At 62.6% G+C, this 13,035-nt stretch carries 14 protein-coding genes; 9 read left to right on the top strand and 5 right to left on the bottom strand.

Annotated features, from left to right (window positions below; genetic code table 11):
- The first annotated feature begins 100 nt into the window (after positions 1-100).
- From G9463_RS00650 to G9463_RS00635, 4 genes are all read left to right on the top strand, one after another.
- Positions 101-1,162, top strand: coding sequence for a S66 peptidase family protein (locus G9463_RS00650; protein ID WP_193569490.1), 1,062 nt, complete (start codon positions 101-103; stop codon positions 1,160-1,162).
- A 337-nt stretch (positions 1,163-1,499) separates the two neighbouring features.
- Positions 1,500-2,156, top strand: a complete 657-nt coding sequence (locus G9463_RS00645; RefSeq protein WP_011223908.1) for a thioredoxin domain-containing protein — start codon at positions 1,500-1,502, stop codon at positions 2,154-2,156.
- Positions 2,153-2,752 carry a hypothetical protein gene (locus G9463_RS00640; protein ID WP_004958045.1) on the top strand — a complete coding sequence of 200 codons (600 nt, stop codon included), beginning with the start codon at positions 2,153-2,155 and terminating at the stop codon, positions 2,750-2,752. The genes G9463_RS00645 and G9463_RS00640 overlap by 4 nt, the downstream gene beginning before the upstream one ends.
- Positions 2,753-2,856: 104 nt before the next feature.
- Positions 2,857-3,396 carry a hypothetical protein gene (locus G9463_RS00635; RefSeq protein ID WP_004958043.1) on the top strand — a complete coding sequence of 180 codons (540 nt, stop codon included), beginning with the start codon at positions 2,857-2,859 and terminating at the stop codon, positions 3,394-3,396.
- Positions 3,397-3,440: 44 nt separating this feature from the next.
- Here the strand turns inward: G9463_RS00635 and G9463_RS00630 are convergent, their stop codons facing one another.
- Together G9463_RS00630 and G9463_RS00625 are read right to left on the bottom strand one after the other, a co-directional pair.
- The gene (locus tag G9463_RS00630) at positions 3,441-4,628 is read right to left on the bottom strand and encodes a redox-regulated ATPase YchF (RefSeq protein WP_165895689.1); all 1,188 of its coding nucleotides are present in this window, start codon (positions 4,626-4,628) and stop codon (positions 3,441-3,443) included.
- Positions 4,629-4,728: 100 nt separating this feature from the next.
- The gene (locus G9463_RS00625) at positions 4,729-5,226 is read right to left on the bottom strand and encodes a GNAT family N-acetyltransferase (RefSeq protein ID WP_165895688.1); all 498 of its coding nucleotides are present in this window, start codon (positions 5,224-5,226) and stop codon (positions 4,729-4,731) included.
- A 129-nt stretch (positions 5,227-5,355) separates the two neighbouring features.
- Here G9463_RS00625 and trpC point away from each other — a divergent pair, with 129 nt between their 5' ends.
- The 4 genes from trpC to G9463_RS00605 are packed head-to-tail and all read left to right on the top strand — an operon-like array spanning position 5,356 to position 9,141.
- Positions 5,356-6,171: an indole-3-glycerol phosphate synthase gene (gene trpC / locus G9463_RS00620; protein ID WP_165895687.1), complete on the top strand. Its 816-nt coding sequence runs from the start codon at positions 5,356-5,358 to the stop codon at positions 6,169-6,171.
- The gene (gene trpB, locus G9463_RS00615; RefSeq protein WP_004958030.1) at positions 6,168-7,430 is read left to right on the top strand and encodes a tryptophan synthase subunit beta; all 1,263 of its coding nucleotides are present in this window, start codon (positions 6,168-6,170) and stop codon (positions 7,428-7,430) included. Before trpC ends, trpB begins: the two co-directional genes overlap by 4 nt.
- Positions 7,430-8,311: a tryptophan synthase subunit alpha gene (gene trpA / locus G9463_RS00610; RefSeq protein ID WP_004958029.1), complete on the top strand. Its 882-nt coding sequence runs from the start codon at positions 7,430-7,432 to the stop codon at positions 8,309-8,311. Before trpB ends, trpA begins: the two co-directional genes overlap by 1 nt.
- A gap of 26 nt (positions 8,312-8,337) precedes the next feature.
- A complete protein-coding gene (locus G9463_RS00605) occupies positions 8,338-9,141 on the top strand; it encodes a 2-amino-3,7-dideoxy-D-threo-hept-6-ulosonate synthase (protein WP_004958027.1) in 804 nt (267 codons plus the stop codon).
- Here G9463_RS00605 and G9463_RS00600 read toward each other — a convergent pair.
- Positions 9,138-10,376, bottom strand: a complete 1,239-nt coding sequence (locus G9463_RS00600) for a P-loop NTPase (RefSeq protein ID WP_165895686.1) — start codon at positions 10,374-10,376, stop codon at positions 9,138-9,140. The genes G9463_RS00605 and G9463_RS00600 overlap by 4 nt on opposite strands.
- A 239-nt stretch (positions 10,377-10,615) precedes the next feature.
- Here G9463_RS00600 and G9463_RS00595 point away from each other — a divergent pair, with 239 nt between their 5' ends.
- Entirely contained in the window at positions 10,616-11,782 is a 1,167-nt protein-coding gene (locus tag G9463_RS00595; RefSeq protein ID WP_004958021.1) for a 3-dehydroquinate synthase II, read from the top strand.
- Positions 11,783-11,817: 35 nt separating this feature from the next.
- Here the strand turns inward: G9463_RS00595 and G9463_RS00590 are convergent, their stop codons facing one another.
- Positions 11,818-12,234, bottom strand: a complete 417-nt coding sequence (locus G9463_RS00590; protein WP_004958019.1) for a DUF6677 family protein — start codon at positions 12,232-12,234, stop codon at positions 11,818-11,820.
- 84 nt (positions 12,235-12,318) lie between these two features.
- Entirely contained in the window at positions 12,319-13,008 is a 690-nt protein-coding gene (locus G9463_RS00585) for a type I 3-dehydroquinate dehydratase (RefSeq protein WP_007188778.1), read from the bottom strand.
- Positions 13,009-13,035: the final 27 nt, after the last annotated feature.

Here is a 13,035-nt window from a genome sequence, read left to right as displayed (position 1 = left end):
AGAGATGCCAAGCTTCGCACTCGTGCTTGTCTTGCCAGTCTCCAGCTCTCTTGATGCTATGGTACAGGGCTTGATAAAAAATATATAATCAGCTCTACAGATGCCAGCTGTGACCGACTTCCTTACTCCATCCCCTGTCGAACCTGGTGATCGGGTCGCGGTTGTCGCACCGGCATCAAACGCACCCGAGTCTGCACAGTTCATCTACGAACTCGGTCTTGAACGAATGCGCGAGGTTTTTGATCTTGATCCGGTTGCGTATCCGACCGCGACCGCCGACCCGGAGTGGCTTGCGGACAATCCAGAGGCGCGCGCCGAAGAGATTATGAAGGCCTTCCGCGACCCAGACATTTCAGCCGTGATCGCTAATATCGGGGGCCACGACCAGATCACGATGCTCCCGTTTCTCGATGGGGACGTACTCCGCGAACACCCGACTCGATTCTACGGATACTCAGACAACACGAATCTGGCTCTGTTCCTCTGGAATCACGGGATCGTTTCGTACTACGGCGGATCCACCCTGCTTGAATACGCGATGGATGGCGAGATGTTTGACTACACCAAAGAGTACCTGCGGCGTGCGCTTTTCGAGGATTCCGTCGGCGAGTGGACCGAAGCGGAAGTTTTCACTGATGAGTCCGGCAACTGGGAAGATCCGGAATCAGTCAAAACCACGCGCGAGATCGAACACTCTGATGGCCGACTCTGGCGTGGTGGTGAAGAGACTGTCTCGGGTCGAATCTGGGGCGGTTGCTATGCAGTCCTCGTTGAGCAGTTCCTCGCCGACCGCTACCTGCCTGATCCTGAGGCATTGAACGGCACTGTGCTTGCGTTGGAGACGAGCGAACTGATCCCTGACCCGGCTGTCGTCGGTGCGAACCTCCGGGCACTCGGCGAACGGGGTCTTCTCGAACGATTCGACGGTGTGCTTGTCGGACGCGCCTGTGCACGCTCACACGCTGAAGAAAACCCACAAGAATGGCGAGAGGAGTATCGAGAGCGCCAGCGCGACACGATTGCTGACATCCTCAAAACGTACAATCCGAACGCACCTGTTGTCTTCAATTGCGAGTTCGGACATACGTATCCGACGTGCCCCATTCCGATCGGTGGTGAGGTCGAAATAGAACCCGCAACCAAATCCATTCGCTTTCCTTGATTCACGGCGGTTAGAATCTCGTCGGCCGCTCGCTTGTTAGCAGTGAGTTTTTGATAGTTAACAGACACGAGATACCAACTGAGGTTAAATGCCAGATAGAGTCTCTATCCCTTGATTGGTTTCTCTGGCGTTCGTTCACTTCTCCTCGCAAATGTATGGATAGAACGCTGGCCTCGGTACTCATAGGGCTCGTCATCAACAGGGAGTCACCCCGGCTCGGCCCAGTGAGTCGTCGTCATCGGCCGGTAGATGCTACCGCTGCCGGCGACAAGACGGTTACTCATCGGGGCCACACAGTGGAACAAACGCTAAACCCACGCGGGCCAACCAGTCGTATATGAACAGACGACGCTTTCTCACACTTTCCGGGGTGGGTGTCGTCGGCGCAGTCGCAGGCTGCAGTAGCGAGGCGGACAGCGCTGAATCCGTCGACAACCACCCGGCAGCCGCCGACCTCGACGCCCAGCCCCGCCGCGGTGAGCTGGGTGGCCACGTCATTCTGGCGTTCGAAGACCCTTCCTGCCCCACATGCCGCCGCTTCCACGAGGAAACACTGCCGGATATCCGAGAGAACATCGTGGACGCAGGCAAAGGTGCGTATGTCGTCCGGACATACCCAGTCATCTACCCCTGGGGTGAGCCGGCGACACAGGCGCTGGAGTCGACGTTCGCCCGCGACAGCGAGGCGTACTGGGCGCTGTTTGAGCACTACTTCGCCGAGCAGTCGTCGTTCGACCCGGACAACGTCCTGGACCGGACGGCGATGTTTCTCACCGAGGAGACAGCGGTAGATGGCGAGGCGGTCGCACGCGACGCGCAAGAACAGGCACATAACGACGCTGTGCAGGCTGATATTCAGGCAGCCGAGGACGCCGGACTGGGCGAGACGACGCCGATTATTCTGCTGTTCGAGGACGGCGAGTTCGTGACAAAGGTCAACGGGAGCGTCAGTTACGACCTCATCGCGGAGGCGCTGGGAGAGCGCGACGGATGAGCATCGCACGCGGGCTCCGACTGCCGACGACGCGCGGCGACTGGCGACTCATGGGTCGGACGGTCAGGCTTGTGCTCACGCTGCCGGTCTATGCGGCGGTCGCCGTGATCGCTGCCATCGTTTCGCTGACGCTGTTCGTCGTCTCACTGAACGTCCCGCTGGTGCTTGACCTCGTGGTCGGCGGGTCGCTCCCGCTTGCTAGCCGCCTGCGCGTGCTCGCTGAACTGTACCCGTTCATCGGCACGTCGTTCAACCTTGCACAGGGAATCCTGCTACTCGTCGTCGCCGTCCTCACCGGCGTCGACATCGGTCTGGTGACGTACCACTTCCGCGAGCACGGCCTCGACCTCCAGCAGGGCGGTGCGGGCGTCGCGGGCGTTGTCCTTGGAACGCTCGGTGCGGGCTGTGCGGCCTGCGGGTCGGCGGTGCTGCTGGGGCTGCTGTCACTGCTCGGCGTCTCGACCTCGCTGCTGTTTCTGCCGCTGGACGGGCTGGAGTTCGCGCTGCTTGCGCTCGTGGTGTTGACCCTTTCCGTCTACTGGCTCGCCGAGGGGATGCGTGGCGGCGAAATCAACGGCTGTCCGGTCGACCTCTGACCGTGTCGTTGGCAGGCCCTCGTCTCGCTTCGGTCGTGGAGTGCCAACCATTCCAGCGGGAGAAAACGTATAGTGTCGTCAGCCGAACACTCCTGCCGAGAAGTATGCCCGAGACGGAGTCCCAGGTGACGGCCTCAACGGAGTCCCCCGCCGAGTACGAACACCTCCACCGGAAGCGGAAAGAGACGGCCGGCACGGTCGAACTGGCCGAAATCGTCGACGTGTGGGTCGGCGAGAGCGAACTCGTCTGTCGATTCCAGTTCGACTGGGCGACCGACGCGATACAGCGGCGCTACGACCTGAACAGCGACCGCGACATCGCCAAGGTCGAACGGCTCTGTGAAGCCAACGGCCTGCAGTTCGAGCAGGCCAGCCATCTAGAGGGGTCGCTGGTCGAACTCGAATACACGGGGTCACAATGGCTGCCACGGCCGGAAGCCGCCTACACCGACGGCGAGGGGTCGGCGGCCGAGACGTTCCGTGCGGAGTGGCGGTTACTGGTCGATGAACTGGCCCAATCGCCTGCATTCATCCGGCGGGGTATCGAACGCGTCCGGGCGCTCTCGACGACGCAACTGATTATCGGTGTTATTCTCGTCAAGAAAGTCGCCATCATTGCGTTGCTGGCACACCTCCTGTTGTAGCCCGGCTGTCGCTGGGTCGGAAAGCAGTGCCGACAGCGATCCGCTCAGTTCGTCGTCGTGATCTCGACCACGTCCCGATGGTCAAGTTCAGTGTCAGCACCGATCTGTCGCTCGGTGCGCACGTCGTGGGCGTGGAGGAATCCCTCGCCGATATCGGTGTGCAGGAAGTACGCGAAGTCCTCGGCGGTCGACCCGTCTGGGAGGACGAAACAGTCCTGCAGGAAGGTCCCGTCTTCCTGGGGCTTGCGAGCCCCGGGGAACACCGCGATAGCTCCCAGTTCCTCGAACAGCGCGGTTTCGAGGGCCTGCTGGACGCCCGTGCCGCCGAAGTCGGTGACGAACTTCCGGATCTGTTCGAGCCCTGCGGCCTTCTCTTCGGGCAGGTCTGCCGTCACGGTGAACTCCTCGTCGCCCGGCCGGTAGTCGAGTACCCCCTGCTCGTTGCCGTTTTTCAGTGCCTTCTCCGCGTGAGCTGAGACCGGGACAAATGTGAGATGCTCGTACTCCGGGTCCTCGGTGATTGGCTCCCAGTTTTCTTGCGCCGCTGGGGTGTCCATCTTGTTTGCCGCGATGAGCATCGGTTTCGTCCGGATGCGAATTTCCCGAGCGAGTGCCTCTCTGTCCTCGTCGTCCCAGGTGTCAGGGTCTAGTTCCAGGTCCAGCGCGAGGACGACCTGTTTGATCTCGTCAGCATTGATTTTGAACGCCGACATCTGCTCGGCGAGGTCGTCCTCAATGGCCTTGTCCTCGCCGTGATAGCCCGAGCGGTAGCGCTCGATACCCTTCTCTAAGATGTCGAGATACCACATATCCAGTTCGTCTTCGAGGAAGTCGATGCCCTCGCGCGGGTCGTGGTCCTCGGTGGGTTCACCCTCCAGATCAGTCTCACCGGTGAAGTCGACGACGTGGACGAGCACGTCGGCCTCGTTGAGGTCCGTGAGGAACTGGTTCCCCAGCCCCTTCCCTTCGTGTGCGCCGGGGACGAGGCCGGCCACGTCGACGAGTTTTGTCGGGACGAACCGGACGCCCTCCGTGCAGTAGCCGTGGTTGGGCGTGCAGGTGTGGTCGAACTCTGGAGCCGCACAGTCGACGCGGACGTAGGCTTCGCCCATCGACGGGTCGATTGTCGTGAACGGGTACGCGCCCTCCGGCACATCGTTCATCGTCGCCGCATTGAAAAACGTGGACTTGCCGACAGAGGGCTTGCCGACGAGTCCGATCTTGTAGCTCATTGCACCGACGAAGCGGTTTCAGCGGCTTAAACGCTGTTACACGAGCTACGAGAGCGTGTGAGTCACACACGTACTGTGGGCTGCGAATGCGAGCCGGCGTTTACAATCGCCGCTCGTACACGTTCACCGGATGCTCCTGTCCGCCGACCTCTGCGGTCCGCTGGCCGACTTTCTCGAAGTGAGCGCGGTAGAACGCGTTGCCGACCTCGTTTTCTGCCAGAACCTCGTCGCGGATTTTCCGAACGGACAGGTCGTGCAAGTGCTGTTCGCCGCGGTGTAGCAGCTCCGTCCCGATACCCTCTCCCCAGTAGTCCGGGTGGACGTACAGGTCGAGGTCGCCGAAGCCGGTCGCGTCCGTCATCCCACAGCTCATGTACGCCACTACGTCGTCGTCGGCTGTCGAGACGAACAGGCCGACCTCGTCGAGCTCGATCATCTGCTCCAACAGCGGCGGCGCATACCCCTCTTTGAGGTGTCCTTCTACTGTCTCTGCCCCGAGAATGTCGTCGTACACGGTATGCCACGTGGCTCTGGCGACCCGGCGGATATCCGCAATGTCCACCGACTCGGCTGGCCGGATGGCTGTCTGGAACGACATATGTGAACATGTAACGCGAGACATCATAGAACTGTGGCCTTATTGACAGCAAGCAGTATCCGCCGTGTCCCGCCCCTCTGAGAGAATAGGGCAACTCTTATGTACACTTCTGTACGTTAGTGTTCAGTAATGGACGACAGTGAGGAGATAGCACCAGCGGTTCAATCGATTCTCGACGCGGCGCGGGAGCGCGGTGGCGGCGGTGACCGGGTATCGGTGACGCCCCGTTCGCTGCCCGACGCCTTTGACGCGGCGGCAGACGCCGGACGGACACCAGTCGTCGCCGAAATCAAGCCGACGAGTCCAACCGCCGACGGCGAGCGGACCGACGACCCAGTCGACCTCGCACAACAGATGGTCGAGGGCGGTGCGGCAGCGCTCTCGGTGCTGACAGAGCCGGACCACTTCGGCGGGTCGACGGCGACCCTCGAACGGGTTCGTGAGGCTGTCGACGTGCCTGTCCTGCGGAAGGACTTCATCCTCCACGAGAACCAGCTGGATGTCGTCGAAGCGGACGTGATCCTGCTCATCGTCCGGTTTCTTGAAGCGGACGGGACCGACGACCTCGCGGATCTCCTCACGGCTGCGCGCGAGCGCGGCTTCCAGGTCCTCGTGGAGACTCACACCGCGGCAGAGGTCGAGAAGGCGCTCGACGCCGGCGCGGACATCATCGGCGTCAACAACCGCGACCTCGGCGAGCTAGCGGTTGACCTCGAAACGTTCGAAGCTGTCGCGCCAGATGTCCCGGAGGGCGTCACACTCATTGCTGAAAGTGGCATACAGACAGCGGACGACGTTACGCGGATGCGCGACGCCGGTGCGGACGCCCTGCTGATCGGCTCGGCTATCATGGACCACGACGCGGCGACGGACGTGGAAGCGAACACGCGGCGACTGACACGCGCGAACACTGATGCAGTTGAGACAACAACTACAGACACATGAGTACTGACGACGCATACGACCCCAAGTTCGGCGAGTACGGTGGACAGTACGTGCCCGAGGCGCTGATGCCAGCTATCGAAGAGCTGACCGACGCCTACCAGCGGTACGTGCTCGAAAACGAGGACGGCTTCATGGACGAATTCCGGGAACGGCTGGCCGACTTCGGTGGCCGACCGACGCCGCTGCAGTACGCGGACCAGCTCTCGGCCCGGTACGACACGGACGTCTACCTCAAGCGCGAGGACCTGCTTCACGGCGGCGCACACAAGCTCAACAACGCGCTCGGACAGGTCTTGCTGGCGAAGTACATGGGCAAGGAGCGGATTATCGCCGAGACCGGCGCGGGCCAGCACGGCACGGCGACGGCGATGGCGGCGGCCCACCTCGATATGCCCTGTGAGATCTACATGGGCGAGAGCGATATCGCGCGCCAGCGCCCCAACGTGTTCCGGATGCGCATCAACGGCTCCGAGGTCAACCCCGTCACGGTCGGCCGCGGCACGCTGAAGGAAGCTATCTCCGAGACGATGCGGGACTGGGCGACCACCGTCGAGAACACCCACTACGTCATCGGGAGCATCGTCGGTCCGCACCCGTTCCCGAAGATGGTGCGTGACTTCCACGCGGTCATTTCCGAAGAAGCCCGCAAACAGATACGTGAGACGACCGGTGGCCTGCCCGATTCCGTGATGGCCTGTGCTGGCGGCGGGTCGAACACTATGGGGATGTTCGCCGAGTTTATCGACGACCCCGAAGTCGACCTCTTCGCTGTCGAGGCCGGCGGCTCCTCGCTGCAGGTCGACGAGGAGAAGGGCGTCGCACCGAACTCCGCGACACTTTCAACTGGCGACGAAGGCGTGCTCCATGGCGCGCGCACGAAGCTCCTGCAGGATTCGGACGGCCAGATCATGGAATCCCACTCCGTTTCGTCGGGGCTGGACTACGCCGGTGTCGGCCCGGAACTCGCCCACCTTGTCGATGAGGAGCGCGTCACACCGGTCAACGTTGACGACGACGTCGCGCTGGAGGCGTTCCACCGCCTCTCACAGGACGAGGGTATCATCCCGGCCTTGGAGACAGCCCACGCCTTCGGTTACCTCGAAGAGCACCACGACGAAGTCGGTGACTCTGTCATCATCAACGTCTCCGGCCGCGGCGACAAGGACCTCGAAATCGCCATCGAGGAGACCGCGAAACGTGACCTCGATATCGCCCCGGACATGTCTATCTTCGAGCGCGTCGGCGGGGGTGGCCTCTGATGGGACTCGAACGCGCGTTCGCCGACGAGCCTGCTTTCGTCCCGTACCTTGCGGCCGGCGACCCGAACTACGAGGCGTCGCTAGAATACGTCGAGGCGCTAGCCCGCGGCGGCGCGGATGTCATCGAACTCGGCCTGCCGTTTTCCGAGCCGATTGCTGAGGGCAAAACTATCCAGAACGCTATCGTCCGCTCGCTGGAAGCCGGGATGACGCCTGACCGCTTCTTCCAGTTCGTCGAGGACCTCGACGTGGACGTGCCGCTGGTGTGTATGACCTACTACAACCTCATCTATCAGTACGGTGAGGGTGATAGCGAGTCGCGAAGCGACTCGGAAAACGCGAGCGGTGAAACCGCGAGCCAGGGACCCCGCCCCTTCGTCGAGAAGGCCGCCGCGGTCGGCATCGAGGGGCTCGTCGTCCCGGACCTCCCCGGAGAGGAAGCCGGCCCGCTCCGGACGGCCTGTGATGAATTCGACCTCGACCTGGTGTTCATTGTCGCACCAACGACGAAGGGTGACCGGCTCGAACGGATGCTCGAACAGGTGTCTGGCTACGTGTACGTGCAGGCCCGTCTGGGCGTCACCGGCGCGCGCGAGGACGTGGACGACGCCACCGAGGACTCGCTGGCCCGACTGTCCGATTGGGACGTGCCCAAGGCTGTCGGGTTCGGCATCAAGACCGGTGCCCACGCCGAACGAATCGTTTCTGCCGGCGCTGACGGTATCATCGTCGGCTCCGCGCTGGTCGATATCGTCGCCGAGGGCCACGAGAACGGCGATTCGACCGATGCTGTGGCCGACCGGCTCGAAGCGAAGGCTCGCGAACTCAAAGAGGGGGCGCTCCGGGGAGCGGCAGAACGACCGCAACCGGAACGCACATAATCGTACTTGCCACACTGTCTCATAACATGACTGCAGGAAAACGCGCACGACTCGAACGTATCGGGACAGACGACACATACGTCATCATCCCGATGGACCACGGCATCACAATGGGGGCTGTAAAGGGCCTCAAAGACATCGAAGCAACGATTGACGCGGTTACCAGCGGTGGCGCGGACGCCGTCCTTACCCAGCGTGGCATCGCCGGGCGGGTTCACCCCAACAAGAACGACGCGGGCTATATCACGCATCTCAATGGCTCTACTACTATCGGCCCGGACGAGCAGGACAAGCGGACCACGGGGACGGTGGAAGACGCCATCCGCGCCGGGGCCGACGCCGTCTCGTTCCATATCAACGTCGGCAGCCAGTACGAACCCGAACAGATCGAGGAACTCTCCGAGCTGACGACCGAAGCCAGCCAGTACGGCCTGCCGGTGCTGGCGATGGCCTACGCCCGCGGTCCCGACATCGACTCCGAGAACGAGGACTACAACGAATCCGTCGGCCACGCCGTCCGACTGGCCGAGGAACTGGGCGCGGACATCGTCAAAACCGGCTACACCGGCTCCGCCGAGACGTTCCAGCACGTTGTCGAGTCCACGTCGCTGCCGGTGGTCATCGCCGGCGGCTCGAAAGGGACTGACGAGGATACCGTCCGGATGGTCCGCGGGACGATGGACGCCGGAGCCTCTGGCGTTTCCATGGGCCGATCTATTTTCCAGCACGACGAACCGGAGAAGATTGCGCGCGCCGTCTCCGCCGTCGTCCACGACGACGCCACCACCGAGGAAGCGCTCCGCGAGGCCGGACTGGCTGTCGAGGCCTAAAGGCCAAACAGCGACCGCATTCTCTCGCCGAGACCAGCAGCGCCGCTGCCGCCGGCGTCGGCGTCATCGTTGCTTTGGGAGTCTGACGACGAGTCGATGGCCGGGTCGAGAGCAAACTCCGGTGCATCGTGGCCCGACCCGTCAGTTGTGGACTGCGATGTCTCAGCGGTCGAGTCCGACAGGGCAACATCTCGATCCGGCCTGTCGACCGGTCCCGGCTCGCTGTCGACGAGGTCAGTGCCGTCGATGACCGGCGCGGTTCCGGTGTTCTCCTTGGAGTCCGCTGGCTGCGGTCCCGAAACAGAAGCTGGCGATGTCGCTGTGTCGTCCGCCGGCCGGTCACCACCATCGTCGGCGATTCCATCCCGACGGCGAATCTTCCGCCCACCGTCGGTTGTTTCGACGGACTCAGTTGTGCGCCCATGTGCTTGGTCGTCCGTTCGATGAGAGGTTGGCACCGTGTCCCCCGGGGCCGCTTCCGTGGTTGCATCTGCTGTGGAATCAGTCGATGCTTTCGCTGTGTCGATGAGCTGTTCCGAGATCCGCTCGTAGGCTATCGCGGCGCCGCTGCTGGGCGCGTTCTGAACGACGGGCACACCGCTATCCTGAGAATGCGAGACCGCGTCGTCTTCCGGCACGTGGCCGAGCAGTTCGACGTCGAGGAACTCCGAAATCTCGTCGGCACCCGGCGATGCCCCTGTCCCGGATTTCGTGAGGATGAGGCCCCGAACCGGCGCTTCGACCCGCTCGGCGAGCTCTTTCGTGTTCGAAACGTTCCGGATCGACGCTACCCGCGGGGTCGAAACGAGCAACACGTCGTCGGCGAGCTTGAGCGGCTGAATCGTCTCCTCGCTCAGCCCCGCCGGTGTATCCAACAGGACGATGTCGTGGTGCCACCGAAGTGTTTCGACGAGACCGGGCAGCCGGTCGAGGTCGGTGTCCGCGTACCCTTCAAGCGTGGTCCCGCTCGGCACGATTGACAGGTCGGCGTCGGTTTCGTACATTGCCTCCGTGACCGACGCGTTGCCGGCGAGTACATCGTGAAACGTCGCGTCCTCGTCGGTGTCGATGTCGACATCGAGAAAGTCGACGATATTTGCCATCGCGAGGTCCATTTCCACGACGACGGTCGAGTATCCGGCTGCCGCCAGCAGTGTGCCGAGGTTGATGCTGGACGTCGTCTTTCCGACCCCCCCTTTCGCCCCGGCGATTGTGTAGACGTGGTTAGTAACCATCCGTAGCTGGACCGTAGTATTGACTACTTTGTTAGTGAGGTTCATTGATAAGTCTACTGGCTAACACTTAATTGCGATAACCTGGTGTGAATAAATAATAACTGTTGTATACTGCGCTTCTATGTTCAGGAAATCCAACCGGTGTCGCCTGCCGTACGGATATCCCTTCCCTGTCTGCCACTCAACAGACCCACCCGGGTTCCGCCACGTTCAAGCCCCGCCGTTGCGGACGTGGGCGTATGACTCGAAGCGTCTGGCTCAAAGCCGACAGCGAGGTCGGCGATTGGGAGACACGGAAACGCCGGATAACCGCCGGTATCGAGGCCGGCGTCGACTGGGTACTGGTCGACGAGGAAGACGTTGATCGCGTCTCCGAACTCGGCGAGATAAACATCGCCGCGTTCACCAACGGCGACGTCCACGTGATGGAGGCCGAGGCGGAGGATTCAGAGGCTGATGCGACCATCGTCGGGAAAGACGGTGAGGGCGACGGGACAGTCGACCTTCCGTCTGACTTTTCCGGCTCTGCGGACCTCTCGACGCTGCGGCAGAACGGGGCCGCCCCTGACGGCGGCTACGTCCGCATCTTCGACGAGGACTACGAGGCCTTCGCCGAAGCGGTCGCTGCCGAAGCCGACTTCACGATCGTCATCGGCGAGAACTGGCAGATCATTCCGCTCGAAAACCTCATCGCCCGTGTCGGCGAGGAGACGGACCTCATCGCCGGCGTCCGGACCGCTGAGGACGCCCGGACGGCCTACGAGACACTGGAACTGGGGGCTGACGGCGTCCTGCTGGACACCGACGAAGTCGACGAAATCCGCAAGACAGTGGAGGTCCGCGACGAGATGGGTCGGGAGTCACTCGACCTAGAGTACGCCGAGGTCACCGCTATCGAGCAGACCGGCTCCGCCGACCGCGTCTGTATCGACACGGGCAGCCTGATGGAACACGATGAGGGGATGCTCGTCGGGTCGATGGCTCGCGGCCTCTTTTTCGTCCACGCCGAGACGGCTGAGTCGCCGTACGTCGCCTCCCGGCCGTTCCGGGTCAACGCTGGCGCGGTCCACGCCTACGTCCGAACGCCTGACGGTGGGACGAAGTACCTCTCTGAACTCCAGTCCGGCGACGAGGTCCAGATAGTCGATGCGAACGGACGCACCCGCGAGGCCATCGTCGGCCGCGCGAAAATCGAGAAGCGCCCGATGTTCCGCGTTCAGGCTGAAACCGAAGACGGCGACCGAATCGAGACGCTGCTCCAGAACGCCGAGACGATCAAGGTTCACACTCAGGACGGCCGAACCGCCGTCACGGACCTCGAACCGGGCGACGAAATCCTCATTCACCACGAGGACACGGCGACGCACTTCGGCGAACGGATCGAAGAGAGCATCATCGAAAAGTAAGCTGACTTCGTTTGGGGCTGACCGCAACCCGCAGGTTACTGCTGGTCCGCCTCAACCGGTTCCAGTTGCGTCGTACACCAGTGACAGAAGTCGATGTCTTCGTCGAGTTCTTTGCCGCAGTTCGGACACGTCATGCCGGCTTCGACCTCCTGAGTCTGGTTCTCGTTGACTGCGAGCCAGTAGGCGTCGACAACGTTGAGCGTCGTAATCACGACCGAACCGATTGTCACCTCGGTGGGTCTGGACTGATACGACGACGAGATAGCCTCTAGGCTTAGCTGGGTGACAGGGTCGATAGCGCCAGTGACGACGAACACCACCGACAGCATGAACAGTAATCCGAGCCACAGCAGTCCCCGCACCCACTTACGGAGGTAGAAGTGTCCCAATCCAGGGAAGATGAACGCAAGCACCACGGCCAGCAACGGCCGCTTGCGTCCTGTGTCAGTCATACTCGGCGAATCTATCTCGCATACCCGTATATCTTCCGAAGGACCACTGTCCGGACGAAAGCCTCCTGACGGGCGGCTACCGGCTCAGGCGTCGCTCTGTAGCTGTCCGACCAGTGTCCGGAGCGTCGCGAGGTCGTACTGGCCCGGTGCGGTCGCGTCAGCAGGGTCGACCGGTGCGTAGCCGATGCGGGAGCCGTACACCGGGGCGACAGCCCTGGAGTGGCGGCCAGCCGCACCCATGCACATCGTGGCGACCTGTTCGCCTTCGGCGGTCAGTTCGCGGGTTGCCCCGAGCATCGCCAGCACGTCGTCCGGCGAGTGAGCTGTACTCGCCATCTTCCCAACGTCGCCGTGTGCACAGGCCCGTTCGAGCCGACTCACGATTGCCTCACGGTCGGGCGTCGACTCGAAGTTGTGTGTCGAGACGACGACGGATGCTCCGCGGTCGCGGGCAGCGTCGGCGACGCGGCCAGCGTCGTGGTCGCCAGCACCCTCCAGCGCTGCGAGTTCGAGGTCGACAGCCGTCACGGCGTCGTGTTCGAGCGCGGTTTCGAGCGCATCAAGACGACCCGCGGTGTCGGCGGCCTCGCCGCCCTCCCACGTCGGCCGGTTCGTGACGAGTATCGGGAGGTCGCCGTCGTAGGCGTCCAGCTGTGCCAGCGGTTCGTCGGCGAAATCCATCCGTAGCTCCAGTCCGTCGGCATCGGCGCGGGCGGCCGGTTCCACCCCGAGGTCGTCGGTGGCGGCGAGCAGGGTGAACGACTCGAAGTCCATAGGTCAGCTTCGGCGGAGCCGCACAAA

It is taken from the genome of Haloarcula sp. JP-Z28 (assembly GCF_011440255.1).
Lineage (GTDB): Archaea > Halobacteriota > Halobacteria > Halobacteriales > Haloarculaceae > Haloarcula > Haloarcula marismortui.
The sequence above is the reverse complement of the archived record's forward strand: the minus strand, read 5'-3'. Positions and strand labels throughout refer to the sequence as shown.